The sequence below is a fragment of the Agrobacterium sp. 33MFTa1.1 genome (assembly GCF_004328495.1).
Lineage (GTDB): Bacteria > Pseudomonadota > Alphaproteobacteria > Rhizobiales > Rhizobiaceae > Agrobacterium > Agrobacterium pusense.
Window position 1 is genome coordinate 1,663,163 of the sequence record NZ_CP036358.1, and the last position, 23,544, is coordinate 1,686,706.

Consider the following 23,544-nt stretch of genomic DNA (forward strand, 5'->3'; position numbering starts at 1 on the left):
AATTACCGAACGCTTTTAGCCGAAATAACAAACATTAAAAACAGTTTTGCCGCTGAGCTCACAATGCCGAAAGGCACTGCACTGGCATTGCCGCGAAGGTCAGTCCTTGGCTGCGAGAAGACGAGCGGCAGCAGCCCTCGCCTCGTCCGTCACGGACGCGCCAGCAAGCATACGGGCGATCTCTTCGGTGCGGTGCTGCGGCTCCATCGTGGCGACGCGCGTGGCGATACGCTCGCTTCCATCGCCGGACGGACCCTTTGAAATGAGAAGATGGGTCGCCGCCCGTGCCGCCACCTGCGGCGCATGGGTGACGGAAAGGACCTGCACGGTTTTGGACAGGCGGCGCAGCCGCTGGCCGATGGCATCCGCCACCGCGCCACCGACACCCGTGTCGATTTCGTCGAACACCAGAGTCGGTGCCGAACCGCGATCCGCCAGCGCCACTTTCAGCGCCAGCAGGAAGCGGGACAATTCGCCGCCTGATGCGACCTTCATGATCGGACCTGGGCGCGTGCCCGGGTTGGTCTGCACGTGGAATTCCACCGTATCGATGCCGTCGGCCGTCGCCTGCTCGGGATCGGAGGTGACCTCGACGGTAAACCGCGCCCGCTCCAGCTTCAACGCCGGAAGCTCGGCCATGACAGCGTTGGAAAGCGCTTCCGCTGCATTACGGCGTTTGTCGGAAAGCGACTGCGCGGCACGGTCAAAATCAGCCTTCACGACGCCGAGATTGGCCTCGAGCTTGCCAAGCTTTTCTTCGCCGGCATCGAGATCGGCGAGATCGGCCACCATTTTTTCGGCGAGGGCCGGGAGGTCTGGCACGGCGACATTATATTTGCGTCCGGCGGCGCGCAACGCGAACAGCCGCTCCTCCACCCGCTCCAGCTCGCGCGGATCGAATTCTGTGCGGCGCAGCGCCGCTTCCACTTCCATCTGCGCATTGGAAAGATTGTCCAGCGCGGCATCCAGCAATTGCACGGTGTCTTCCAGCAGGCCGGGAGCCTCGTGGCTCTTGCGCTCCAGACGCCGCATCATGGATGCTATGACAGGCACGGGCGAAGCATTGCCGTTCAGGAATTCGCTGGCTTCAGCAATATCGCCAGCGATGCGTTCGGATTTTTGCATCACCGCCCGGCGTTCGGCCAGTTCATCCTCCTCGCCATCGCGCGGCGAAAGCGTTTCCAATTCTTCGACGGAAGAGCGCAGGTAATCCGCCTCTCGCGCCGCAGCCTCGACTTTTGCGCGATGCGTCTTTAAGGCCCGGTCAGCATCTTTCCAGGTGCGATAGAATGCCTGAACAGCGCGAGCCTCTTCGCTCAGCCCGGCAAAGGCATCCAGCAGCGTGCGGTGCGCATCCGTATCGACAAGCGCACGATCATCATGCTGGCCGTGAATCTCGACCAGCATCTGACCAAGCTGGCGCATCATCTGCACGCTGATGGCCTGATCGTTGATATAGGCCTTGGTGCGCCCGTCGGAAGATTGCACGCGGCGGAAAATCAGGTCGCCATCGTCATCGAGACCGTTTTCGCGCAGGAGAAGCCTTGTCGGATGATTGTTCGGCACCTCGAAAGTCGCGGTGACCTGCCCCTTTTCCTCCCCGTGGCGCACAAGGCCGCCATCGCCGCGGCCGCCAAGCGCCAGCGAGAGACTATCGAGAAGAATGGATTTGCCCGCACCCGTCTCGCCCGTCAACACGGAAAGGCCCGCCTCGAAACCGAGGTCGAGCCTTTCGATGAGAACGATATCGCGAATTGAGAGCTGGACCAGCATGGCCTATGCCCCGTCTCAGGCGCCGATGAGCTTCTTGCCGGCGCGCGAAATCCAGGACCCCTTATTCTCACGCGGCTCCAGGCCCTGGCCCTTCAGCAGCTTGTAGGAATCCGCATACCATTGGCTGTCGGGATAGTTGTTGCCGAGAACGGCAGCCGCAGTCTGCGCTTCGTCCACCAGGCCCATCGCGTAATAGGCTTCCGTCAGACGCGCCAGCGCTTCCTCGATCTGGTTGGTGTTCTGGTACTGCTCGACGACGATGCGGAAACGCGACACGGCGGCGAGATATTCCTTGCGCTCAAGGTAATAACGACCGACCTGCATTTCGCGGCCGGCAAGCTGATCGCGGGCGAAACGGATCTTGGCCTGCGCATCCGCGACATATTCCGAATCGGGATAGTCGTTGACGACCTTGTTCATCGCCTCAACTGTGCGCTGCGCGGCGCGCTGGTCCTGCGTGACGTCGGAAATCTGCTTCGAATAGGCAAGACCGATCATGTACTGAACGTAAGCGGCGTCCTTGGAACGCGGATATTGCCGCAGGAAACGGCTACCGGTGGTGATTGCCACATCGTTCTTGTTGGTGCGCGTGGCAATGAAGGTCTGCATGACAAGCGCCTTCTGGCCCCATTCCGTGAAGGGGTACTGCTTGTCGATCGCCTCGAACTTGCGTGAGGCTTCCGTCATATTGCCTTTGTTCATGTTCGCCAGCGCTTGCTTGTACAGAACGTCAGGCGGATCGGTCTCCACGCCAAGCTTGGTGATGTCGATATCCGGATCGGACTGGCAGGCAGTGACGACGACGCTCGCGCCGACCAACATCAACGAAACGGCGATCCCTCGCATCGTACCCTTCATTGCACCAGACCCTACATGCTTCATTCGACAGTTCCCACTTCCCGCGCAAATACATAAGCATCGGCTTTGTATTGGCGTTCTAGCCATAAAAGCATCCGCAGGGCAACGCAATGATGACGCATTAACGCATTTTTATGGCATCACCCCATGCAATCGCACGATTATCCGGCGATAATTTGCAACTTCCTGCTCCGTCTCACGGAAAAGCCGCCCCGGAGGAGCGGCTTTTCTGTCAATTGATAGCCTTCAAAAGACCTTACGCGGACCAGGGCGCGAATTCGGGCATATTGACGGCCACAAATTCGCGGGCGCGCACCATCTGGTTGCGTGCGGCCGGAGCCTCTACGATCTCGTAAGCCGTACGGTCGCTCAGCAGGGCCTTCAGCGCATTGGCATTGACCTTGTGACCACCGCGATAAGAACGGTAGCAACCGATGAACTGAGCGCCCGCAAGTGCCAGGTCGCCCACCGCGTCAAGCGTCTTGTGGCGGACGAACTCGTCCTTGGCGTAACGCAGGCCTTCCATGTTGATGACGCTGTTGTCGTCGGAAATGACAACCGAATTCTCAAGCGAGGAGCCCAGTGCATAACCGGCGGCCCAAAGGCGCTCGACATCACGCATAAAGCCAAAAGTACGGGCACGCGACAGTTCGTTCTTGAACGTCTCTGCCGTCAGGTCACCCTTCCAGGATTGCTTGCCGATCAGCGGCGTGTCGAAATCGATGTCGACCTCGAAGCGCGTACCGTCATAAGGACGGAACTCCGCCCAGGACGCACCCGAATCGATACGCACCGGCTTGGTGACCCTGATATAGCGGCGCTTCACGCCAAGGTTCTTGATGCCGACCGATTCGATCGCTTCAATGAAGGGAGCAGAGCTGCCATCCATGATCGGCGCTTCCGGACCGTCTACCTCGACGACAAGGTTGTCGAGGCCCATGGCGTAGATGGCGGCCATGACGTGCTCGATCGTCGCTACCGACTGGGAAAGCGAACGGCCAAGCACGGTGCACAGATCGGTATTGCCGACATTGGCAGACACTGCCTTCAGCTCGGTGACGCTGCCATTGTCATGGAGGCGATGGAAGACGATGCCCGTTCCAGCTTCTGCGGGCTGGAACGTCATCGAGACCGGATTGCCGGAATGCACGCCAATGCCTTTAAGCTGAACGGCATGTGCGATAGTTGTCTGAAATCCGAGCAGTCCGATAGTCATTAGTGTATGCCTTTTTTGCAAACCGCGCCGCTTGGGCCAGCGCCGTTCAAGTTTTCAAGCCGGGTTTTAACGACCGGCGAAGTCAGTCTGTTCCTTTACCCAGCCTCATACATACGCACATGTACGTGCCACGACAAATCACTGTTCGTTTCGGATTGTTACATGCGTAAGTAGCTGACAACGCTAATTAATTTAGTGTTAATAACGTAAAATAAACAAAACGCCCGGATCGTCGGATCCGGGCGTTTCGAGAGGCTAATGGAATCGCCCTCAGTTGGACTGGCGGCGCAGGAAGGCCGGGATTTCCAGCTGGTCATCATCGTGGTGGCTGGACGATGCAGGCGTTGCACGGCCGTGATCGTCGAGCTGGCCGCGACGCGGTGCGTAGAGGCTTGCTTCCGGCGAAAGCGGTGCGCGGCGCTGCGGCGCCATGCTCGGCGCATCCATCATGTCGGAAGGAACTTCTTCTTCTTCGCGGCGACCAAGCGAGTTGGTGATGCGCTTCAGAAGACCCATCGGGCCACGCTCTTCCTGGGCAGCAGGAGCGGCATGGGTGCGGTGGTCCAGCTCGGCCTTCACGACCGGCGGGAAGTCTTCGACCTTCGGCATTCGAACCGGCTCAGGCTGGCGGGCAACCGGTGCAGGTTCCTGATAGACGGGAGCCTGCGGCTGCTGCATGCGCGGTGCCGGAGCAGCATGCTGTTCCGGAGCGTGATAGACCGGTGCCGGAGCAACCGGAGCCGGAGCGGCCTGCTGAACCGGCTGGGCCGGACGAAGTGCCGCCGGTGCTTCAGCCGGAGAGGATGCGAACAGCTTGCTCTGCGGACGGAAGTCCTGGGCCGGCTGCTGATGTGCGGCAAAACCGAGTTCACGTTCCATTTCGGCTTCTGCCGAACGGATGGTCTGGGCGATCGGGTCTACGGCCTTCGGTGCCTGCGAAACTGCGGCAGGCTGTACTGCGGCCGGAGCGGGAGCAACGGCCGCGGAAGGACGGATAAGCGGCTTTGCAGCGGCGGCTGCGGCGCGCATTTCGGCAACGTTCTGTTCGCCGACGCCTGCAACGCGGTCAATGCCGGTTGCAACGACGGAGACGCGGATGAGGCCTTCAAGCGCTTCGTCGAAGGTTGCGCCGAGGATGATGTTCGCATCCGGATCAACTTCTTCGCGAATACGGGTCGCAGCTTCGTCGACTTCGAAGAGGGTGAGGTCGCGACCGCCGGTGATGGAGATCAAGAGGCCCTGCGCACCCTTCATCGAGGTTTCGTCGAGCAGCGGGTTGGCGATCGCCGCTTCCGCAGCCTGCATTGCGCGGCCCGGACCGGAAGCCTCGCCGGTGCCCATCATCGCGCGGCCCATTTCGCGCATGACCGAACGGACGTCGGCGAAGTCGAGGTTGATGAGACCTTCCTTCACCATCAGGTCGGTAATGCAGGCAACGCCGGAATAGAGAACCTGGTCGGCCATGGCGAAGGCGTCCGCAAAGGTCGTCTTGTCATTGGCAATACGGAAGAGGTTCTGGTTCGGAATGACGATCAGCGTATCGACGGACTTCTGCAGTTCCTCGATGCCCTGTTCGGCAAGACGCATGCGGCGGCCGCCTTCGAAGTGGAAAGGCTTGGTGACGACGCCAACCGTCAGGATGCCCTTGTTGCGCGCAGCCTGCGCGACAACAGGAGCAGCACCGGTGCCGGTGCCGCCGCCCATGCCGGCGGTGACGAAGCACATATGCGTGCCGTTAAGGTGATCGATGATCTCGTCGATGCATTCTTCAGCGGCAGCGCGCCCGACTTCCGGCTGGGAACCGGCGCCGAGACCTTCAGTGACGTTGACGCCGAGCTGAATGACCCGATCTGCCTTCGTCATGGTCAACGCCTGGGCATCCGTGTTGGCGACAACGAAGTCGACGCCCTGGAGGCCAGCCGTGATCATGTTGTTGACAGCGTTACCACCACCGCCACCGACACCGAAGACGGTGATGCGTGGCTTCAGCTCTGTGATATCAGGCTTCTGCAGCTGTATCGTCATTTTAACATTCCTTCTTTCTCTGGCCGCATCGCCCCGCTGGCCGATTCTTGAAACTCAACTCTGAAACCTCCGGCTTGCGCCCCGAGGCTACTCAAAAACTCTCTTTCAGCCATTGCCCCACCCGGGCTATCCGGCCGCTACCGTTACCAAACGGCGAGAACATTCCGCCTTGCGCCGCATGAATTTCGATGTCCGCCACCTGCGGATAGATCATCAGTCCGCAGGCGGTTGAAAACGCCGGGCCCTTTGCCGCGACCGGAAGACCAGCCACGCCCATGGGGCGGCCGATGCGAACGTTGCGGGCAAGAATGCGCCGCGCCGTTTCCGGCAGCCCCGTCAGCTGGCTCGCGCCGCCGGTCAGGACGACGCGCTTGCCGACGATGGGGCTGAAGCCGGACTTCTGGATACGATCACGGATCAATTCCAGCGTCTCTTCGATACGTGCCCGCACGATGCGGGTAACCAATGCTCTTGAAACTTGCGATGGTTGATCGCGATCATCTTCGCCAATCGGCGGGATCGAAATCATGTCGCGCTCATCCGCGCCATTCAGCAAAGCCGAACCATGCACCACCTTCAGTCTCTCCGCATCTTCGATTCGTGTCGAGAGGCCTCGTGCAAGATCTGTCGTAACGTGATGGCCGCCAAGGCCGATCGCGTCCGTATGGATGAGCCGGCCCTCGGCAAAAACCGAGATCGTCGTCGTGCCGCCGCCCATGTCGATGGCGGCGCAGCCGAGTTCGACTTCATCGTCCACCAGTGCTGCTAGACCGCTGGCATAGGGCGTCGCGACCATGCCCTCGACGGACAGATGCGCGCGGTTGACGCAAAGTTCGAGGTTCTTCAGCGCCGTGCGTTCGACAGTCACCACATGCATGTCAACGCCGAGAAGATCGCCGTACATCGACAGCGGATCGCGGATACCGCGCTCGCCATCCAGCGAATAGCCCGTCGGCAGCGAATGCAGGATCGCCCGGTCCTGACGCATGGACTGCTGGCTTGCCGCCACCAGAACCTTGCGCAGATCGCTTGCTTCCACTTCCTGGCCGCCGAGATCGATGCTCGCGGTGTAGATATCGCTCGCCAGGCGGCCGGCGGAAACATTGACAATCAGGCTGTCGACGGTCAGGCCCGCCATGCGCTCAGCCGCATCGACTGAAAGACGGATGACGCCTTCCAGCGCGTCGAGGTCGGCAATCACGCCTGACTTCACGCCGCGCGAACGCTGGTGGCCGATGCCGATGATTTCGACCTTGTGGGTGCGGCCAGGCAGGATTTCGCTTTCCTGACGGGGCGTCAGCCGGCCGATCATGCACACGACCTTGGTCGAGCCGATGTCGAGCACCGAAACGATGTGGCTGCGCTTGGAAGAAAGCGGCTTCAGACGAGGCAGACCGAAATGGGAAGAACCGAAAAAGCTCATGTGTTCTTCTCCGCTTTCTTGAGAGCCTTGGTGCGCGCATCGACGGCAGCCTGGCGGCGTTCGGCGGCACCTTCGGTCAGTTGGATCGTCGTACGGTCGGACAGGCGCAGGTCCACGGCAGCGACATCGCGCGACAGAACTTTCTCTTCCAGATCGAGCCGCGCGAGCAATTGCAGCGCCTGCGGCAGGTTTTCTTCTGGTAGCTTGACGACGATGCCGTTGTCGAGATGCAGGTCCCAGCGGCGGCCGGCGATACGCACGTAGGCTCGGACGCGGCTGCGGATTTCCGGCCAGTCAGCCAGCTGCTCGACGAAACCGGCAGCACCGGTTTCCGCGTCGCGGCCCACGAAAAGCGGCAGCGAGGCAAACTTGTTGTCACGCAGCGGCGCAATGACACTGCCGCTCTTTTCGATCAGCGACAGCTCCGAGCCGTGCTGCCAGATGCCAAAAGCCTGACGCTCCTTCAGACGAACCTCGACCGTCTTCGGATAGATCTTGCGGATATCGACATCCTCAACCCAGGGAAGCTGCACCAGCTTGCGGCGCGCGGCGTCGATGTCGAGCGCGATCAGGGACGTGCTGCCATCGAGACCGAGAAGCTGGAAGACATCGATTTCGGAGGTCTGCAGGTTGCCGGAGACCTTCACGTCCTCAACGGCGAAACCGGCTGCGGAGGTCGTTGCCTGCGTGACGATATTCGTATGGCCGCCGAGCGACATGCCATAAAGCCCGGTCGCCGCATAAAAGGCGACGGCCGCAATCGTACCGGTATGGGCGGGAATGTGGATACGTCCCGTCGCAAGGCTGACGCCGAAACGCACGACGCGACGCAGCGGACGCGGCAACACCATACGATCGTCGGCACTGGCCGCCGCCGCGAATTGCTCGCGCTTTTTTGCCGTCGACTTTTTGCCGATCACCGCAAACACGAAGCGTCCTCCACCATCCAGCTGACAAGGTTACCAAAGGAGCGGCCAGCATGGGCCGCCATTTCAGGCACCAGGGAGGTCGGCGTCATGCCCGGCTGTGTATTCACTTCAAGCCAGATAACTTCGCCATCTTCTGAGAAACGGTCGTCGTAACGAAAGTCTGAACGGCTTACGCCACGGCACCCGATCGCCCGATGCGCCATAACCGCCAGTGTTTGAATTTTTTGGTAAATTTTCGGTGAAATTTCTGCGGGAATGACATGTTTCGAGCCACCAGCAGCGTATTTCGCATCGTAATCATAGAAATTGTGACCGAGCGGCACCACTTCGGTGACGCCCAGCGCCTCGCCGTCGAGCACCCCGCAGGTCAGTTCGCGCCCATGGATATAACGCTCGACCATGACATGGTCGCCGTATTTCCATTCAGAGGACGTGAGGATCTGCGGCGGGTGCGACTGATCTTCCTTGACGATAACGACGCCGAAGCTCGAGCCTTCACGCACCGGCTTCACCACATAAGGCGGCGCCAGCGGATGTTCGCTGGTGAAATCGAAGCGGTTCATGACTCGCTCGGCGGCGACAGGAATGCCGGCAGCAGCAGCAACCTTCTTGGCCTGCGCCTTGTCCATGGCAAGCGCCGAGGCGAGCACGCCGGAATGGGTATAGGGAATGGCGAGATATTCGAGGATGCCCTGAATGGTGCCGTCTTCGCCGAAGGGCCCATGCAGCGCGTTGAAAGCGACGTCCGGGCGCAGCGCATCAAGCACGGCGGCGACATCGCGGCCGACATCGACACGGGTGACCTTGTAGCCCTCGTCTTCCAGAGCCTGCGCGCAAGCGTTGCCCGACGACAGGCTGACCGGCCGCTCCGACGAAAATCCACCCATAAGAACAGCTACGTGCTTGCCGCTCATCGATACCTCTGACACCAACTCTCCGTTACGGACCACGCTCCGAACCGACCGGATTTCACAAACCGGTGATTCTGGCACATGACCCTTGAGACCAGTTAAACGCGATTAAGGTTAATGAATCGTTTACTTTCGTTAACCGCCGCGCCCAACATGCCGAGTTTGTTAAAGAATCAGCATTGATCCGAATTCCCTCCTTGGAATCAGAGAGTTGCGCGGAATGCAACATGCAGGTTTTCAATGATCGGAAATAAAACGACGCCGGCGCGTCTGCTGCCGCGCGACAAAGGCAAGGCCGAAACGTTAACAGACAGGATTATTCCCCAGGCAAATTATCTGCCGTTTCAGCGTTTTAAAACCGCGGCCTGAATCAGTCTCTCAATCGACGAACGTTCTCCAAGGCCGTGACCACACGTGTCGCCCTGACGGATCACATTATCTGCATTATTTCTTTTTTAGCATTCCATAAGAACAAAAATTGCGTTAACGCAGATGTCGCCTCCCAAGGCATGACATTGCAATCATCCAAAATGGAACCAATACCATGACCGACGCGATATCTCCGGTATCGCCGACCGCTGACAATTCGAACGCTGTAAAGACAAATTCGCCTGCACGAGTTCTCACTGCCAGTCTGGTCGGTACGACCATCGAGTTTTTCGATTTCTACGTTTACGCCACGGCCGCAGTGCTCGTGTTCCCGACATTGTTCTTCCCGAACAATGATCCGATGACGGCGCTTCTGGCGTCTTTCGCAACTTTCTCCATCGCCTTTTTCGCCCGCCCCCTCGGCGCCGTGGTCTTCGGCCACTATGGCGACCGCGTTGGCCGCAAGACGACGCTTGTCGCGGCGCTGCTGACCATGGGTGTCTCGACGGTCGTGATCGGCCTGCTGCCGTCATATGAGACGGCCGGCGTTCTGGCGCCGCTGCTGCTCGCACTTTGCCGCTTCGGCCAGGGCTTCGGTCTTGGTGGCGAATGGGGCGGTGCCGTCCTGCTCGCGACGGAAAACGCCCCTCCCGGCAAGCGCAGCTGGTACGGCATGTTCCCGCAGCTTGGCGCACCCGTCGGCCTGTTCCTCTCGTCAGGCGTGTTCTGGATCCTGCTGCACTTCATGTCGCAGGAAGCGCTTCTCAGCTGGGGCTGGCGCATTCCCTTCGTCGCCTCGATCATCCTGATCGCGGTCGGCATGTGGGTTCGCCTGTCGATCACCGAAACGCCCGACTTCCAGAAGGCCATCGAAAAGGAAGAACGTGTGGCCGTGCCGGTCGCGGAACTATTCCGCAACCACAAGCGCAGCCTCGTGCTCGGCACCTTTGTGGCGCTCGCCACCTTCGTGCTCTTCTACATCGGCACGGCCTATCTGCTCTCCTACAACGTCAAGGTCCTGAAAATTCCGTTCCTCGACGCGCTGGAAGTGCAGATCCTCGGCTCCGTCGTTTTCGGTATCTTCATTCCGATTGCCGGCAAGTTTGCGGAAAAATTCGGTCGCCGCGAAATTCTGATCCTGACGACAGTGCTGATCGGCCTGTTCTCCTTCCTGCTGCCCGGCCTGATGACCGGCAGCGAAGGCTCGATCTTCGTCTTCGCGGCTCTCGCGATGATGCTGATGGGCATGACCTACGGCCTGATCGGAACGGCGCTCGCCGCCCCCTTCCCGACCCGCGTCCGCTATACCGGCTCTTCGATCACCTTCAACATGGCCGGCATCTTCGGCGCGTCGCTGGCGCCTTACATCGCCACATGGCTGCAGGTGAACTACGGCATGGGCTATGTCGGCTATTACCTCTGCGTATCCGCGCTCATCACGCTGGCCTGCATTCTTCTGTCCCGCAAGGACGAAGTCTGAGTCCATAGATACCGACAGTAACAAAAAGCCCGCGAAACGAGAGTTTCGCGGGCTTTAATGTGTTTACATCTTAGCAAGGCCGACTGGCATCAAGCCCCCAGAAAAGGCTCCACTTCACGACCGGGCATGAACAGCCCGAGCCGCTTGATTTCCCATTCCAGCCGGATGCCCGATTTGTCAAACACGCGCTTGCGGATGGTCTCGCCTAGATATTCCAGATCGTAACCGGTCGCATGGCCGGTATTGATCATGAAATTGCAATGCAGTGATGACATCTGCGCGCCGCCGATCACAAGACCACGACCGCCCGCCTCATCGATAAGCTCCCATGCGGAATGACCTTCGGGGTTCTTGAAGGTCGAGCCGCCGGTCTGTTCGCGGATTGGCTGCACGGTTTCGCGGTGATGACGCACCGCATCCATATCGGCGCGGATTTTCGCCTTGTCCTCGGGATAGCCCTCGAAGAGCGCACCGGTGAAGATCAGGCCTGCGTCGGCGCCGGAATGACGATAGCTGTAGCCCATATCGGCATTGGAAAGCACATGCTGGTTGCCCTGACGGTCGACCGCGTAGACTTCCACGACACGTTCACGCGTCTCGCCGCCGTTTGCGCCCGCATTCATGCGCAGCGCTCCGCCGATGGAGCCCGGAATGCCGTAATAGAAGTGGAAGCCGCCAATGCCATTATCCATGGCCATGGCTGCAATATGCTTGTCCGGGCAGATCGCGCCCGCCTTGATGCGGTTTTCACCGGCAAGCTCCACCTGACCGAAGCCCTTGGCGGACAGGCGCACGACCACGCCCGGAATACCGCCGTCACGCACCAGAAGGTTCGAGCCGACGCCAACCACGGTCAGCGGCACATCTTCCGGCAGAATTTTCAGGAAGGCAATCAGATCATCCGTATCGTGCGGCTGGAACATCACCTCCGCAAGACCGCCGGCTCTGAACCACGTCACGCGGTCCATAGGCGCATCCGGTGTCAGACGTCCCCGCAATTCCTTTACCCCGTCGCCGAGCCTCCCCAGCAATTTAACCCCATCGACCTGTCTCATTCAGACTTTCCTGATATGCTCTTCAATTCCGAAGGCAGCGACGCTGCCCATTGCGTGATATTCCCAGCCCCCAAGAGAACCACGAAATCACCCGGATTCGCAATGGCTGCGACCTGTGACGCAAGGTCCTCCCGCTTTTCGAGGAAACGCGCGTCACGGTGGCCAGCGGCCTTGATGGCCGAAACCAGCGCTTCGGAGCTTGCGCCTTCGATGGGATCTTCGCCCGCTGCATAAACCGGAGCAAGAAGAATCGTATCGGCATCGTTGAAACAATGCGCGAAATCATCAAACAGGCTCGAAAGACGGCTGTAGCGGTGTGGCTGGTGCACGGCGATGATGCGGCCCTTGCAGGCTTCCCGCGCCGCCTTCAGCACAGCCTTGATCTCGACCGGGTGGTGACCGTAATCGTCAAAAACCTGCACCCCGTTGGCTTCACCCGTCAGCGTGAAACGTCGCTTGACGCCACCGAAGGAGGCAAGCCCCTTCTTGATGTCGGCTTCCGAGATGCCTAGACGATTGGCAACCGCGATTGCCGCTGTCGCATTCGAAACGTTATGGCGGCCGGGCATCGGCAGGACGAGGTCCTTGAAAGAGAAAATCTTGCCGGTGCGGCGACGGCGGATTTCCACGTCGAAGACCGAGCGCGTACCGTCGATGCGGACATTCGAAAACCGCACGTCGGCCTGCGGGTTCTCGCCATATGTGATGACTTTGCGGTCTTCGATGCGGCCAACCAATGCCTGCACTTCGGGATGATCGAGGCACATGACGCCGAAACCGTAGAAAGGCACGTTCTCGACGAACTGACGGAATGCGGCGCGTACGGCATCGAAATTGCCGTAATGGTCGAGATGTTCCGGATCGATATTGGTGATGACGGCGACGTCGGCCGGCAGCTTCAGGAAAGTGCCGTCGGACTCGTCGGCCTCCACCACCATCCACTCACCCTCACCCATGCGGGCATTGGTGCCATAGGCATTGATGATGCCGCCATTGATGACGGTCGGGTCGAGATTGCCGGCTTCTAGGAGCGTGGCGACCATGGAGGTCGTCGTCGTTTTGCCGTGCGTGCCGCCGATGGCGATGGCGTTACGGAAGCGCATCAGCTCGGCCAGCATTTCCGCGCGGCGCACGATCGGCAGGTGCTTTTCCCGCGCGGCGACGAGCTCCGGATTGTTCTTCTTGATCGCGGTCGAAACGACGACGACCTCTGCATCGCCGATATTGTCAGCCGTGTGGCCCACAAAAACCTCGATGCCCTTGTCACGCAGACGCTGCACATTGGCGCTGTCGGCCTGGTCCGATCCCTGTACCCGGTGGCCGAGATTGTGAAGCACTTCGGCAATGCCGCTCATGCCGATCCCGCCTATGCCGATGAAATGCACAAGGCCTATGGCTTTCGGCATCTTCATGCCCCAACTCCTTCAATATTCTTCTTGAATTCCTGTACGGACCGGCCGGAGGCAATCGCCTCCACCAGATCGGCCAGCACATCCGCCGCGTGCGGTTTGCCGGTTGCCTTCGCCGCCGCCGCCGTTGCGGAAAGCCGCTCGGGTTCGGCAAGCGCCGAGGACAGCAGGCCAGAGAGCTTCTGCGGCGAGAGCTCCGCCTGCTTGATGACGCTTGCCCCACCCGCCGCCGAAAGCGCAGCCGCGTTCGCCGCCTGATCATGATCCAGCGCATGCGGATAAGGCACGAGGATCGACGGACGGCCGATCACCGAAAGCTCCGATACCGTCGAAGCGCCCGAGCGGCTGATGACCAGATCGGCCTCGCCGATACGCGACGCCATATCGCCGAAGAAGGGCGAAACATCCGCCTTCACGCCGAGCTTCTGGTAGGACGCGATGACGCTGTCCTTGTCTTCCGGCCGCGCCTGCTGGGTGACGACGATGCGCTTGCGCTGCTCGTCTTTCAGGAGGCAGATTGCGGCGGGTACCGCGCTCGAGAAAAACTGCGCGCCCTGGCTGCCGCCAAAGACAACGAGCTGGAAAGGCTCGCCTGTCTGCGAGGCCGTGTAGGGTATTTCAGATGCCGCCAGCACCGCTGGGCGCACCGGATTACCGGTCGCGACGGTCTTGTCGGAATATTGACCATTGGCGGGCGGCAGGAAGCCGCCGGCAATTGCCTTTACCCGCCCGGCAAGTGCCTTGTTGGCGCGGCCCATCACGGCGTTCTGTTCGTGAATGATCGACGGCACTCCAAGCCCGGTGGAGGCCAGCAGCGGCGGCACGGTCGGATAGCCGCCGAAACCGACAACCGCGACCGGCTTCAGTTTTGCGACCAGCCGACGCGCCGCGCGCAGGCCAACCCAGAGCTTCCAGAGCGAACCCGCCACGGAAATTGGGTTTTTGGAGCCGATGGTGGCAGACGGAACCACATGAATTTCATCTGCCGGAAACTTGCCCGCATAACGCTCGGCGCGACTGTCGGTGACGAGATGCACCTGATAACCGCGTGCCTTCAGCGTATGCGCCAGCGCTTCTGCCGGAAACACATGGCCGCCGGTTCCACCGGCGGCAAGAAGAACAATACCCTTGCTCATGATCGTTTACTCCGCGGGAACGCCGGAACCAACGCGGAAGAAACTCCGCTCCTGCGCCCGCTTTTCGGGTCTGTGGCGTGTCAATGCCAGAAGGAAACCGGCGGTCACGCATATCGCCATCATTGACGAACCACCATAGGAAATCAGCGGCAAGGTCATGCCCTTGGCAGGCATCAGTTCCAGATTGACGCCGATATTGATCATCGACTGCATGCCGATCTGCAGCACAAGGCCAGCCACGGCGAAGCGGCAGAAATCGTCCTTTTCCTTGAAGGCGTGCGACAGGCCGCGCAGCACGATGAAGGCGAAGATGGCAACAAGAAACATGCAGAAAACGATGCCGAATTCTTCCGCCGCAACCGAGAAGATGAAGTCGGTATGGCTATCGGGAATGATGCGCTTGACGATACCCTCACCCGGTCCGCGACCGAACCAGTCGCCACGAATGATCGCTTCACGCGCCGTGTCCACCTGGAACGTGTCGCCCTCACCCGTCCAGAAACGGTCGATACGGCCGGCCACGTGCGGCAGCATGAGGTAGGCGGAGATGATGCCGCCGACGCCGAGACCACCGAGCATGATGATCCAGAACCACGGCACACCCGCCATGAAGAACATGCCGCCCCAGACAACGGAAGTCAGGATCGTCTGGCCGAAGTCAGGCTGGGCGATGAGAAGTGCGGCCACGATTCCGAAGGTGATGATCGCAAAGAGATTGCCCGGAATTTCCGGATGGCGCGCCCGCTCTGCAAAAAGCCATGCGCAGACGATGACGAAAGCCGGCTTCATGAATTCCGACGGCTGGATCGAGAAAGTGCCGATGGAAATCCACCGCCGCGCGCCCTTCACCTCGATGCCGAAGAACAGTGCAAAGATCATCATCAGCAGCGAGGCGATCAGCATGATGACCGCCACGCGGCGCACCTGGCGCGGCGACAGGAAGGACAAGCCAACCATGATCGCCAGCGATGGCACCATGAACATGGCCTGACGCTCAACGAAAAAGAAGCTGTTGAGGCCGATACGCTCGGCAACGGCCGGCGACGCCGCGAAGGACAGCATCAGGCCGATGCCCATCAGCGCGATGAATGCCGCCAGAAAGAAACGGTCGATGGTCCAGAACCATTCCGCGACCGGACCGCGATCAACTCGGCTTACCATGGCCTTCAGCCCCCTTTTCCAGAGTGAACGAGCATCGTCATGCCATCGAGCGCCGCGACCTGCGCGACAAACGAATCACCTCTGACTTCAAAGTTCTTATATTGATCGAAACTTGCGCAAGCCGGGGACAACATCACGATATTGCCGGGCGTCGCGTCTTTTTCCGCATCCGCCGCCGCATGCTGCACGGCCTTGTCCAGGGTGCCGGATATTTCGTAGGGCACCGCTTCACCGAGCGTCGCTGCAAATTCCGCCGCCGCCTCGCCGATCAGATAGGCTTTTGCAATGCGCGGGAAAAGCGGTGAAAGGCTGGCAATCCCGCCGGCCTTCGGCAGACCGCCGGCAATCCAGTAAATGCGGTCAAAGCTCGAAAGCGCAGGTGCCGCCGCATCGGCATTGGTGGCCTTGCTGTCATTGACGAAGGTGACATTGCCGCGTCGGCCAACCGGCTGCATGCGATGCTTGAGGCCAGGGAAGGATTTGAGACCTGCACGAACTTCATCCTCGGAAACACCGACTGCAAGGCAGGCCGCAATTGCCGCCGCCGCATTTTGCGCATTGTGGCTGCCGCGAAGCGTCTGGATACCATCGAGATCGACAAGTAGCGACGAAGTTCCCCCATGCGCCCGCAGGATGCGGCTGCCCTCGGCATAAAGACCTTCGGAAACGACATTGCGCTTGGAAATGCGCTCAACCCTGACGCCGGCACGCTCAACGCGATCGGCAATCAGCGTCGAGTAGCTGTCGTCGACACCGACAATCGCCGTGCCGCTGCCGGCAACAAGCCGTTCCTTGACGTCGGCATAGTGCTGCATCGTGCCATGCCGGTCGAGATGATCGGGAGTGAGGTTGAGAAGAATGCCGGCAGTCGGATTGATCGTGGGTGCCAGGTCAATCTGGTAGGACGAGCACTCAACAACGTAGAAGCGCTGCGCCTTAGGCGGATCGAGGCTCAGTACCGCCGTACCGATATTGCCGCCAAGCTGCGTATCGCGACCAGCCGATTTCAGAATATGTGCGATCAGCGCCGTGGTGGTCGACTTGCCGTTGGTCCCGGTAATCGCAATGAAGGGGCAATCCGGCGCGTGGGCACGACGTTCTCGGACAAAGAGCTCGATATCGCCGATGATCTCGACGCCGGAGGCTTTCGCCAGATCGACGGACCAGTGCGGCTTCGGATGCGTCAGCGGCACGCCCGGTGCCAGCACGAAGGAGGAGAAACTCGACCAGTCAATCGTCCGAAGATCCGCCGTCTTGATGCCCTCGGCCTCGGCCTTTGCGACACTGTCGGGATTATCATCGAAAGCCACGACGTCGGCACCGCCGGCGACCAGCGCCCGGGCCGTGACAAGACCCGAACCGCCGAGCCCGAAAAGAACGACTTTCTTACCCTTGAACGACGTGACCGGGATCATCGCTCACCTCAGCTTCAGGGTAGCGAGGCCAAGCAGCGCGAGGCCAACGGAAATGATCCAGAAACGGATGACCACCTGGCTTTCCGTCCAGCCCTTTTTCTCGAAATGGTGATGGATCGGCGCCATCAGGAAGACGCGCCTGCCGGTGCGCTTGAACCAGAAGACCTGGATGATGACCGACAGGGTTTCCATGACGAAGAGACCGCCGACGATGACCATGACGATCTCGTGCTTGGTGGCGACTGCGATGGAGCCGATCAGGCCACCCAGCGCGAGCGAACCCGTATCGCCCATGAAGATGGCGGCGGGCGGCGCATTAAACCACAGAAAACCGAGGCCGGCACCGATGACGGCGCCGACAATAACGGCGAGTTCACCCGTGCCGGGCACGAAATTGATCTGCAGGTAATTGGCAAAAACGGCGTTACCGGCGAGATAGGCGATCACACCGAAAGTGGCGGCCGCGATCATGACCGGCACGATGGCGAGCCCGTCGAGACCGTCGGTCAGGTTCACCGCATTCCCCGCGCCGACGATGACGAAAGCACCGAACAGCACGAAGAAATAACCGAGATTGATCACAAATTCCTTGAAGAAGGGAAAAGCGATGGAGCTGCCGAGCGTGCCGCCATGCGGTGCCGAGGCAAGCGCCATCTTCATCATGAAGAACACGGCAATCGCCGCGATCAGGAATTCGATGCCGAGACGAGCCTTGCCGGAAAAACCCTTGTCGCTCTGTTTCGTCACTTTCAGATAATCGTCGTAGAAGCCGATGGCTCCGAAACCAAGCGTCACCATTAGAACGGCGACGACATAGACATTCGACAGGTCGCCCCACAGAAGCGAACCGCCGAGAATGCCGGCGAGGATCATCAAGCCGCCCATGGTCGGGGTGCCGGCTTTCTTGAAATGCGTCTGCGGCCCATCGGCGCGAATCGGCTGGCCTTTGCCCTGGCGCACGCGCAGCGAATTGATGATGGCCGGTCCAAACAGGAAGACGATCAACGCAGAGGTGAACATCGCCGCCCCCGCCCGGAAGGTGATGTACCGGAACAGGTTGAAGATTTGAATTTTATCCGACAGTTCGACGAGCCAGATCAGCATAATTGCCCTTTCAAAAGGCTATTTCAGACTTGGCGTTCCGTCTCGGGGAATGCCGGATACTTGTCAAGCAGGGCGGCGACAATCTTGCCGAAACCAAGCCCAAGTGACGATTTTACCATCAGCGCGTCTCCCGGTTGCACCCATTGCAGGGCGAAATCGGTGAGTTCCGCCGTCGTCGGGAACCAGATGATGGTGACGCTGTCAGGCAGCGCGTCCCGCAAAGCGGCCATCGCCTCGCCTGCCAGCCACACATGTTCGATACCCGCCGCAAGCAATGGCCCGGCCAATTCCTCATGCAGTTGTGCCGAAAATTCGCCCATCTCCAGCATGTCGCCGAGGACGGCAACGCGACGGCCATGGCCCTGCGTCGGCGTTTCCGCCAGCACCGCGATCGACGCCCGCATGGAGGCAGGATTGGCGTTGTAGCTTTCATCGATCAGAAGGAAGGAGCCGCCGTTGATCTGCAGATGGTGGCGCTGGCCACGCCCCTTCACCGCCTCAAGCGATCCCAGCGCTTCGAAAGCACGGTCGAGATTGGCGCCCGTGATCGCCACTGCGCCAAGCACCGCCATCGCATTGTCCGCAATGTGCCGGCCCGGAATGTTGAGATGCAGCTCGCTGGTTTCGCCGTTCAGGATCGCCCAGATCGTCGAGCCAGTCGTCGTGCTCTCGAAATCCGCGAGGCGGAAATCCGCCTTGGCATGCTGACCGAAGGTCAGGATGTGTTCGATGCCCTGCTCCTGCGCGGCCTCTTCAAGCTGCTCGAACTGGGCATTGTCACGATTGAGGATGACGGAACCGCCCTGCTCCACGCCCTCGAAAATCTCCGCCTTGGCGGCGGCGATCTCTTCGATGTTGTTGAAGTTGCCGAGATGGGCAGGCGCGATGGTGGTGATGATCGCCACATGTGGGCGGACCATCTTCACCAAAGGCCGGATTTCGCCGGAATGGTTCATGCCGATTTCGAACACGCCGAATTCAGTATCGGCGGGCATGCGGGCAAGCGTCAGCGGCACACCCCAATGGTTGTTGAAGGAAGCCACCGCCGCATGCACCCGGCCCGATGGCGCGAGCGCCTGCCGCAGCATTTCCTTCGTCGTCGTCTTGCCGACCGAGCCCGTCACCGCGATGATGCGCGCCGATGTTCTTTGACGCGCCGCGATGGCAAGCTTGCCAAGGGCTGCAAGAACATCTTCGACCACGATCATCGGCACCGTCAGGCGGCCGAGCGCTGGCAGCTTGGCTTCAGCAACGACCAGAAGTCCTGCCCCGTTGGCAACCGCGAAACTCGTATAGTCGTGACCGTCGACACGATCACCCTTGATGGCGAAGAAAGCTTCACCCGGCTTCACCGTCCGGCTGTCGATGGAAATGCCGGTGATTCCTGTCGGCAGGTTGCCCACCGGGCGTCCTGCGGTGATGGCGATCATATCGGCGACTGTCCATAACCAGCTCAAATTTTCGATCCTTCCAGCGCTGCCAGTGCAGTGCGCACCTGTTCATGATCGGAAAAAGGCAGTGTCACGGAGCCAACGATCTGCCCTTCTTCATGCCCTTTGCCCGCGACGATCAGCGTATCGCCATGCGACAGCATCGATACCGCATGGCGGATCGCCTCGGACCTGTCGCCAATTTCCAGAGCGTCGGGCGCCGCCGCCATCACCTCGGAGCGGATCGTCGCCGCGTCTTCCGAGCGCGGATTGTCGTCCGTGACGATGACGATGTCGGAAAGACGGGTCGCGACCTCGCCCATGATCGGGCGTTTGCCCTTGTCGCGGTCGCCGCCGCAGCCGAAAACGGTGATGATGCGGCCGGAGGTGAAGGGCCGGACCGAGGTCAGCACGTTTTCCAGCGCATCGGGCTTGTGGGCGTAATCCACATAGGCAAGCGCGCCGTTTTTCGTTTGTCCCACTAATTCGAGACGGCCGGCAGCGCCGACAAGCTTTTCGAGCGCCTTGAGCGCCGTTGCGGCGGGAACACCCGTCGACATGGCAAGACCGGCGGCAACAAGCGCATTGGCCACCTGGAAATCACCCGCGAGCGGGATATCGACTTCGTGGATGACGCCGTCATGATGCACTTCGATCATCTGCTTGTGGCGGAAATGCTCAACGCGCTTCAAAGCGAGATATTGCCCGTTCCGTCCGACGGTGCGGACATCGAGACCCGCTTCGCGCGCCGCATGAACCGCCTTGTCCGACCAAGGATCGTCGGCGAAGATCACGGCGGGAGCGCCTTTTTCCATCAGCGTATCGAAAAGCCGCATCTTCGCGGCCATGTAATCCTCGACGGTCGGATGGTAATCCATATGGTCGCGGCCAAGATTGGTAAAGCCGGCGGCAGAAAGGCGCACGCCATCGAGGCGGCGCTGGTCGAGACCGTGGCTGGAAGCTTCCATCGCCGCGTGGGTGACGCCCTCGCTCGCAAGCTCGGCCAGAAGCGCATGCAGCGTCACCGGATCGGGCGTCGTCAGCGCGCCATAATCCTCCCGGCCGGGAGCGATGACACCGGTTGTGCCGATCTGGGCTGCGGCATGGCCGGCGAAAGCCCAGATCTGCCGCACGAAGGAGGCAACCGAGGTCTTTCCCGCGGTGCCAGTGACGGCGACCATGGTTTCCGGTTGTTTTCCGTAAAAGCGGGAGGCGGCAAGGGAGAGATAAAGGCGTGGGTCGGTCACGACCAGAACCGGCACTTCGGCTTCCACCGCGTGCCCGGAAACAACGGCAACGGCACCCTTGGCAACCGCATCCTTTACATAGGTCGCACCATCAGCCTTGGTGCCAGAAACCGCAACGAACAGGCTGCCCGGCGCAGCCTTGCGGCTGTCTGCGGTGATCCCCCCGATTTCGATCGCCCCGATCTCAGACAGGAGCAATTCTTTCAATTCCGGAAACGCATTTCCGGATATATCTCGCAAATTCATCGACTGTTTCCGTCTTGTCCCCCCGGCACGAATCGCCGGAACATCATAAGCTAACAATCAATAAGACACGAGCAAGGCCGAGCCATCCTTGCCGAACTTCGGCTTCACACCCAGCACCGCCGCCGTGCGGCTGATGATATCGTGCACCATGGGCGCTGCGGACGTGCCGGCTAGTGCCGCGCCATTGCCCTTGTCGGTCTTCGGTTCGTCGATGAAGGACAGCACCACATATTGCGGATCATCCATCGGGAAAGCCGACAGGAAGGCGTTGAAGTTCTTGTCGTGCACATAACGGCCGTTGACGACCTTATCGGCCGTGCCGGTCTTGCCGCCGACGTTGAAGCCATCGACGCGCGCATTTCGGCCTGAACCGTTGACGCCGTTCCATTCGAAGAGGAAGCGCATATCCTTGCTGGCGCCGGGTTTCAGCACCTGCTTTGCCACCTGATCCGCCTGTTCACGGGTGCGCGGCAGGAAGGTCGGCTCGATGAGTTTGCCGCCATTGACGAGTGCCGCACCGGCAACCGCCGTCTGCAGCGGTGTGGTTGAAACGCCATGGCCGAAGGAGATGGTGATGGAGTTGATCTTCTTCCACTCACGCGGCTGCGAAGGCAGCGCTACTTCAGGCAGTTCGGTCTGCATGCGGGTGAGAAGGCCAAGCCGCGTCAGGAATTCCTTGTGCCCTTCGGTGCCAACGGTATCGGCAATCTTGGCCGTACCGATATTGGACGAAAACTGGAAGATTTCCGGCACCGAGAGCATGCGGCCCTTGCCGTGGAAGTCCTTGATGGTGAAGCCGCCGATGCGGATCGGGTAACGCGCGTCGAACATATCACCGAGGCGGACGCGCCCCGAATCAAGACCCATGGCAATGGTGAAGGATTTGAAGGTGGAGCCCATTTCGAACGTGCCGTTCGACATGCGGTTGAGCCAGCCTTCTTTCGCGCCTTCGGCCGGGTTGTTCGGATCATAATCCGGCACCGAGGCCATGGCCAGCACTTCGCCGGTATGCACATCCAGAACCACGGCACCGGCGCCGATCGCCTGGAACTTGGTGATGGCCGAAGTCACGACTTCGCGCACGATGGACTGCACGCGCAGGTCGATGGAAAGCTTCACAGGTTCGAGCGGCTGATCGCTCGTCATGCCGAGCGCCGTGAGATCGGCAAGACCCTGGCTGTCGACGTAACGCTCCATGCCGGCAACACCGCGGTTGTCGATATTAACGTGACCGACGACATGCGCTGCGGTCGGCCCGCCGGGATAGAAGCGGCGTTTTTCCGGACGGAAGCCGATGCCGGGAATGCCGAGCGCGAGAATCTGGCTCTGCTGCTTTGGCGTCAACTGGCGGCGCAGCCACTGGAACCGCGAATTGGAGGAGAGCTTCTGATAGGTCGTGCGCTGGTCGAGATCCGGCAGGACGGTGCGCAGCTTTTCGATGGCCTCGTCAATATCGACGATACGATGGGGCTCGGCAAACAGCGAGACGGTGCGGATATCGGTGGCCAGCACCTCGCCGTTACGGTCGAGAAGATCAGGGCGCGACGCCATCAGCCTGTCGGCCGGCGCGATGCTCGACACCGTCTCCTGCTCTGCCATGCCATATTGCACCAGACGGCCGCCGACGACGGCGTAAAAGGCGACGAAACCGAAAATGAGAAGGCCGACGCGGCTTTTCGCCTGCGCCGCGCGCTTCTTGCGCGCGCCTTCAAACGCCGCATGATCGGTGTGGATGCCGGTCGTGCTGGCGGAAAAGTGAGCCTTGCTCTTCAAAACCATGGCGCGGGAGAGAAAAGACATCAGCGGTTCACCGATCCTGTTATCGTGTCGTCCATGTCGGTTTCATCACCGGCGGTGGCGGAGGCAACGGGCACGGGTGCCGGTGCCGGGCGAGAAACACGGGCACGCGGCGTAGGCACCGGCACGCCGTTGACGGCAATCTGGCCTGCCGGCGGTGATTTTGGCTTGGAAGCGCCACCCAGCGTCGCGCCGGGTTTGGAGCCATTGACGGCAGCGGCGATGACATCCTCGACGCTCATGCCTTCCGGTTCGGGCGGCTGCGGCAATTGCGAACGCAGCATCGGCAGCTCGCGCGGCTGCGCCAGTTGCGTCGGCAGTGTCGGCGAAAGACCGAGTTCCGTTTGATAGGCATTGACGAGACGGTGCAGACGGTTCGGCTGCGTCAGCAGCGCCCAGTCAGCGCGCAGGAGATCGATCGTATCTTTCTCAAGCTTGATTTCCGCCTCCAGCTTGCGGACCTCCTCAAGCTTGAGATCGGCCTTGTGCTTGATCGAATAGGTCACGACCGCCGCAGCGACCATGACCCCCATCAAGATGACATCGAAAGTGCGCAGCAT

General features: G+C 60.5%; 19 protein-coding genes. 2 read left to right on the top strand and 17 right to left on the bottom strand.

Annotated features, from left to right (window positions below; translation table 11 throughout):
- Positions 1-99 precede the first annotated feature (99 nt).
- From recN to EYD00_RS08575, 7 genes are all read right to left on the bottom strand, one after another.
- Positions 100-1,773 (bottom strand): DNA repair protein RecN, encoded by a 1,674-nt coding sequence (gene recN / locus EYD00_RS08545; protein WP_004442779.1) that lies wholly within the window; start codon positions 1,771-1,773, stop codon positions 100-102.
- A 15-nt stretch (positions 1,774-1,788) separates the two neighbouring features.
- Complete coding sequence (locus tag EYD00_RS08550; protein ID WP_006697761.1) at positions 1,789-2,655, bottom strand: outer membrane protein assembly factor BamD; 867 nt, start codon at positions 2,653-2,655, stop codon at positions 1,789-1,791.
- A gap of 232 nt (positions 2,656-2,887) precedes the next feature.
- Positions 2,888-3,847: a UDP-3-O-acyl-N-acetylglucosamine deacetylase gene (gene lpxC / locus EYD00_RS08555; protein WP_004442781.1), complete on the bottom strand. Its 960-nt coding sequence runs from the start codon at positions 3,845-3,847 to the stop codon at positions 2,888-2,890.
- Positions 3,848-4,117: 270 nt separating this feature from the next.
- Positions 4,118-5,872 carry a cell division protein FtsZ gene (gene ftsZ, locus EYD00_RS08560; RefSeq protein WP_004442782.1) on the bottom strand — a complete coding sequence of 585 codons (1,755 nt, stop codon included), beginning with the start codon at positions 5,870-5,872 and terminating at the stop codon, positions 4,118-4,120.
- A 91-nt stretch (positions 5,873-5,963) separates the two neighbouring features.
- Positions 5,964-7,295, bottom strand: a complete 1,332-nt coding sequence (gene ftsA / locus EYD00_RS08565) for a cell division protein FtsA (RefSeq protein WP_004442783.1) — start codon at positions 7,293-7,295, stop codon at positions 5,964-5,966.
- Positions 7,292-8,224, bottom strand: coding sequence for a cell division protein FtsQ/DivIB (locus EYD00_RS08570; protein ID WP_004442784.1), 933 nt, complete (start codon positions 8,222-8,224; stop codon positions 7,292-7,294). The genes ftsA and EYD00_RS08570 overlap by 4 nt, the downstream gene beginning before the upstream one ends.
- Positions 8,212-9,138 carry a D-alanine--D-alanine ligase gene (locus EYD00_RS08575; protein ID WP_004442785.1) on the bottom strand — a complete coding sequence of 309 codons (927 nt, stop codon included), beginning with the start codon at positions 9,136-9,138 and terminating at the stop codon, positions 8,212-8,214. The genes EYD00_RS08570 and EYD00_RS08575 overlap by 13 nt, the downstream gene beginning before the upstream one ends.
- Before the next feature lie 237 nt (positions 9,139-9,375).
- Here EYD00_RS08575 and EYD00_RS26185 point away from each other — a divergent pair, with 237 nt between their 5' ends.
- Together EYD00_RS26185 and EYD00_RS08580 are read left to right on the top strand one after the other, a co-directional pair.
- Positions 9,376-9,504 (top strand): hypothetical protein, encoded by a 129-nt coding sequence (locus EYD00_RS26185; protein WP_004442786.1) that lies wholly within the window; start codon positions 9,376-9,378, stop codon positions 9,502-9,504.
- 175 nt (positions 9,505-9,679) lie between these two features.
- Positions 9,680-10,984 (top strand): MFS transporter, encoded by a 1,305-nt coding sequence (locus tag EYD00_RS08580; protein WP_034498798.1) that lies wholly within the window; start codon positions 9,680-9,682, stop codon positions 10,982-10,984.
- Between the two features lie 89 nt (positions 10,985-11,073).
- Here EYD00_RS08580 and murB read toward each other — a convergent pair whose 3' ends face one another.
- Genes murB through ftsL form a run of 10 tightly spaced genes read right to left on the bottom strand, consistent with a single transcriptional unit; the run spans position 11,074 to position 23,544 of the window.
- Entirely contained in the window at positions 11,074-12,039 is a 966-nt protein-coding gene (gene murB, locus EYD00_RS08585) for a UDP-N-acetylmuramate dehydrogenase (protein ID WP_004442789.1), read from the bottom strand.
- Positions 12,036-13,451 (bottom strand): UDP-N-acetylmuramate--L-alanine ligase, encoded by a 1,416-nt coding sequence (gene murC, locus EYD00_RS08590; RefSeq protein WP_004442790.1) that lies wholly within the window; start codon positions 13,449-13,451, stop codon positions 12,036-12,038. The genes murB and murC overlap by 4 nt, the downstream gene beginning before the upstream one ends.
- Positions 13,448-14,584, bottom strand: a complete 1,137-nt coding sequence (murG, locus tag EYD00_RS08595) for an undecaprenyldiphospho-muramoylpentapeptide beta-N-acetylglucosaminyltransferase (RefSeq protein WP_004442793.1) — start codon at positions 14,582-14,584, stop codon at positions 13,448-13,450. Before murG ends, murC begins: the two co-directional genes overlap by 4 nt.
- A 6-nt stretch (positions 14,585-14,590) precedes the next feature.
- Positions 14,591-15,745 carry a putative lipid II flippase FtsW gene (gene ftsW / locus EYD00_RS08600; protein ID WP_004442795.1) on the bottom strand — a complete coding sequence of 385 codons (1,155 nt, stop codon included), beginning with the start codon at positions 15,743-15,745 and terminating at the stop codon, positions 14,591-14,593.
- A 5-nt stretch (positions 15,746-15,750) separates the two neighbouring features.
- Entirely contained in the window at positions 15,751-17,160 is a 1,410-nt protein-coding gene (gene murD, locus EYD00_RS08605; protein WP_004442796.1) for a UDP-N-acetylmuramoyl-L-alanine--D-glutamate ligase, read from the bottom strand.
- Between the two features lie 3 nt (positions 17,161-17,163).
- Positions 17,164-18,264: a phospho-N-acetylmuramoyl-pentapeptide-transferase gene (gene mraY, locus EYD00_RS08610; protein ID WP_003522196.1), complete on the bottom strand. Its 1,101-nt coding sequence runs from the start codon at positions 18,262-18,264 to the stop codon at positions 17,164-17,166.
- Between the two features lie 23 nt (positions 18,265-18,287).
- Positions 18,288-19,721, bottom strand: coding sequence for a UDP-N-acetylmuramoylalanyl-D-glutamyl-2,6-diaminopimelate--D-alanyl-D-alanine ligase (locus EYD00_RS08615; protein ID WP_034498796.1), 1,434 nt, complete (start codon positions 19,719-19,721; stop codon positions 18,288-18,290).
- Positions 19,718-21,187, bottom strand: coding sequence for a UDP-N-acetylmuramoyl-L-alanyl-D-glutamate--2,6-diaminopimelate ligase (locus EYD00_RS08620; protein ID WP_004442802.1), 1,470 nt, complete (start codon positions 21,185-21,187; stop codon positions 19,718-19,720). The genes EYD00_RS08615 and EYD00_RS08620 overlap by 4 nt, the downstream gene beginning before the upstream one ends.
- 57 nt (positions 21,188-21,244) lie before the next feature.
- Entirely contained in the window at positions 21,245-22,987 is a 1,743-nt protein-coding gene (locus EYD00_RS08625) for a peptidoglycan D,D-transpeptidase FtsI family protein (RefSeq protein ID WP_004442804.1), read from the bottom strand.
- Entirely contained in the window at positions 22,987-23,544 is a 558-nt protein-coding gene (ftsL, locus tag EYD00_RS08630) for a cell division protein FtsL (protein WP_004442805.1), read from the bottom strand. Before ftsL ends, EYD00_RS08625 begins: the two co-directional genes overlap by 1 nt.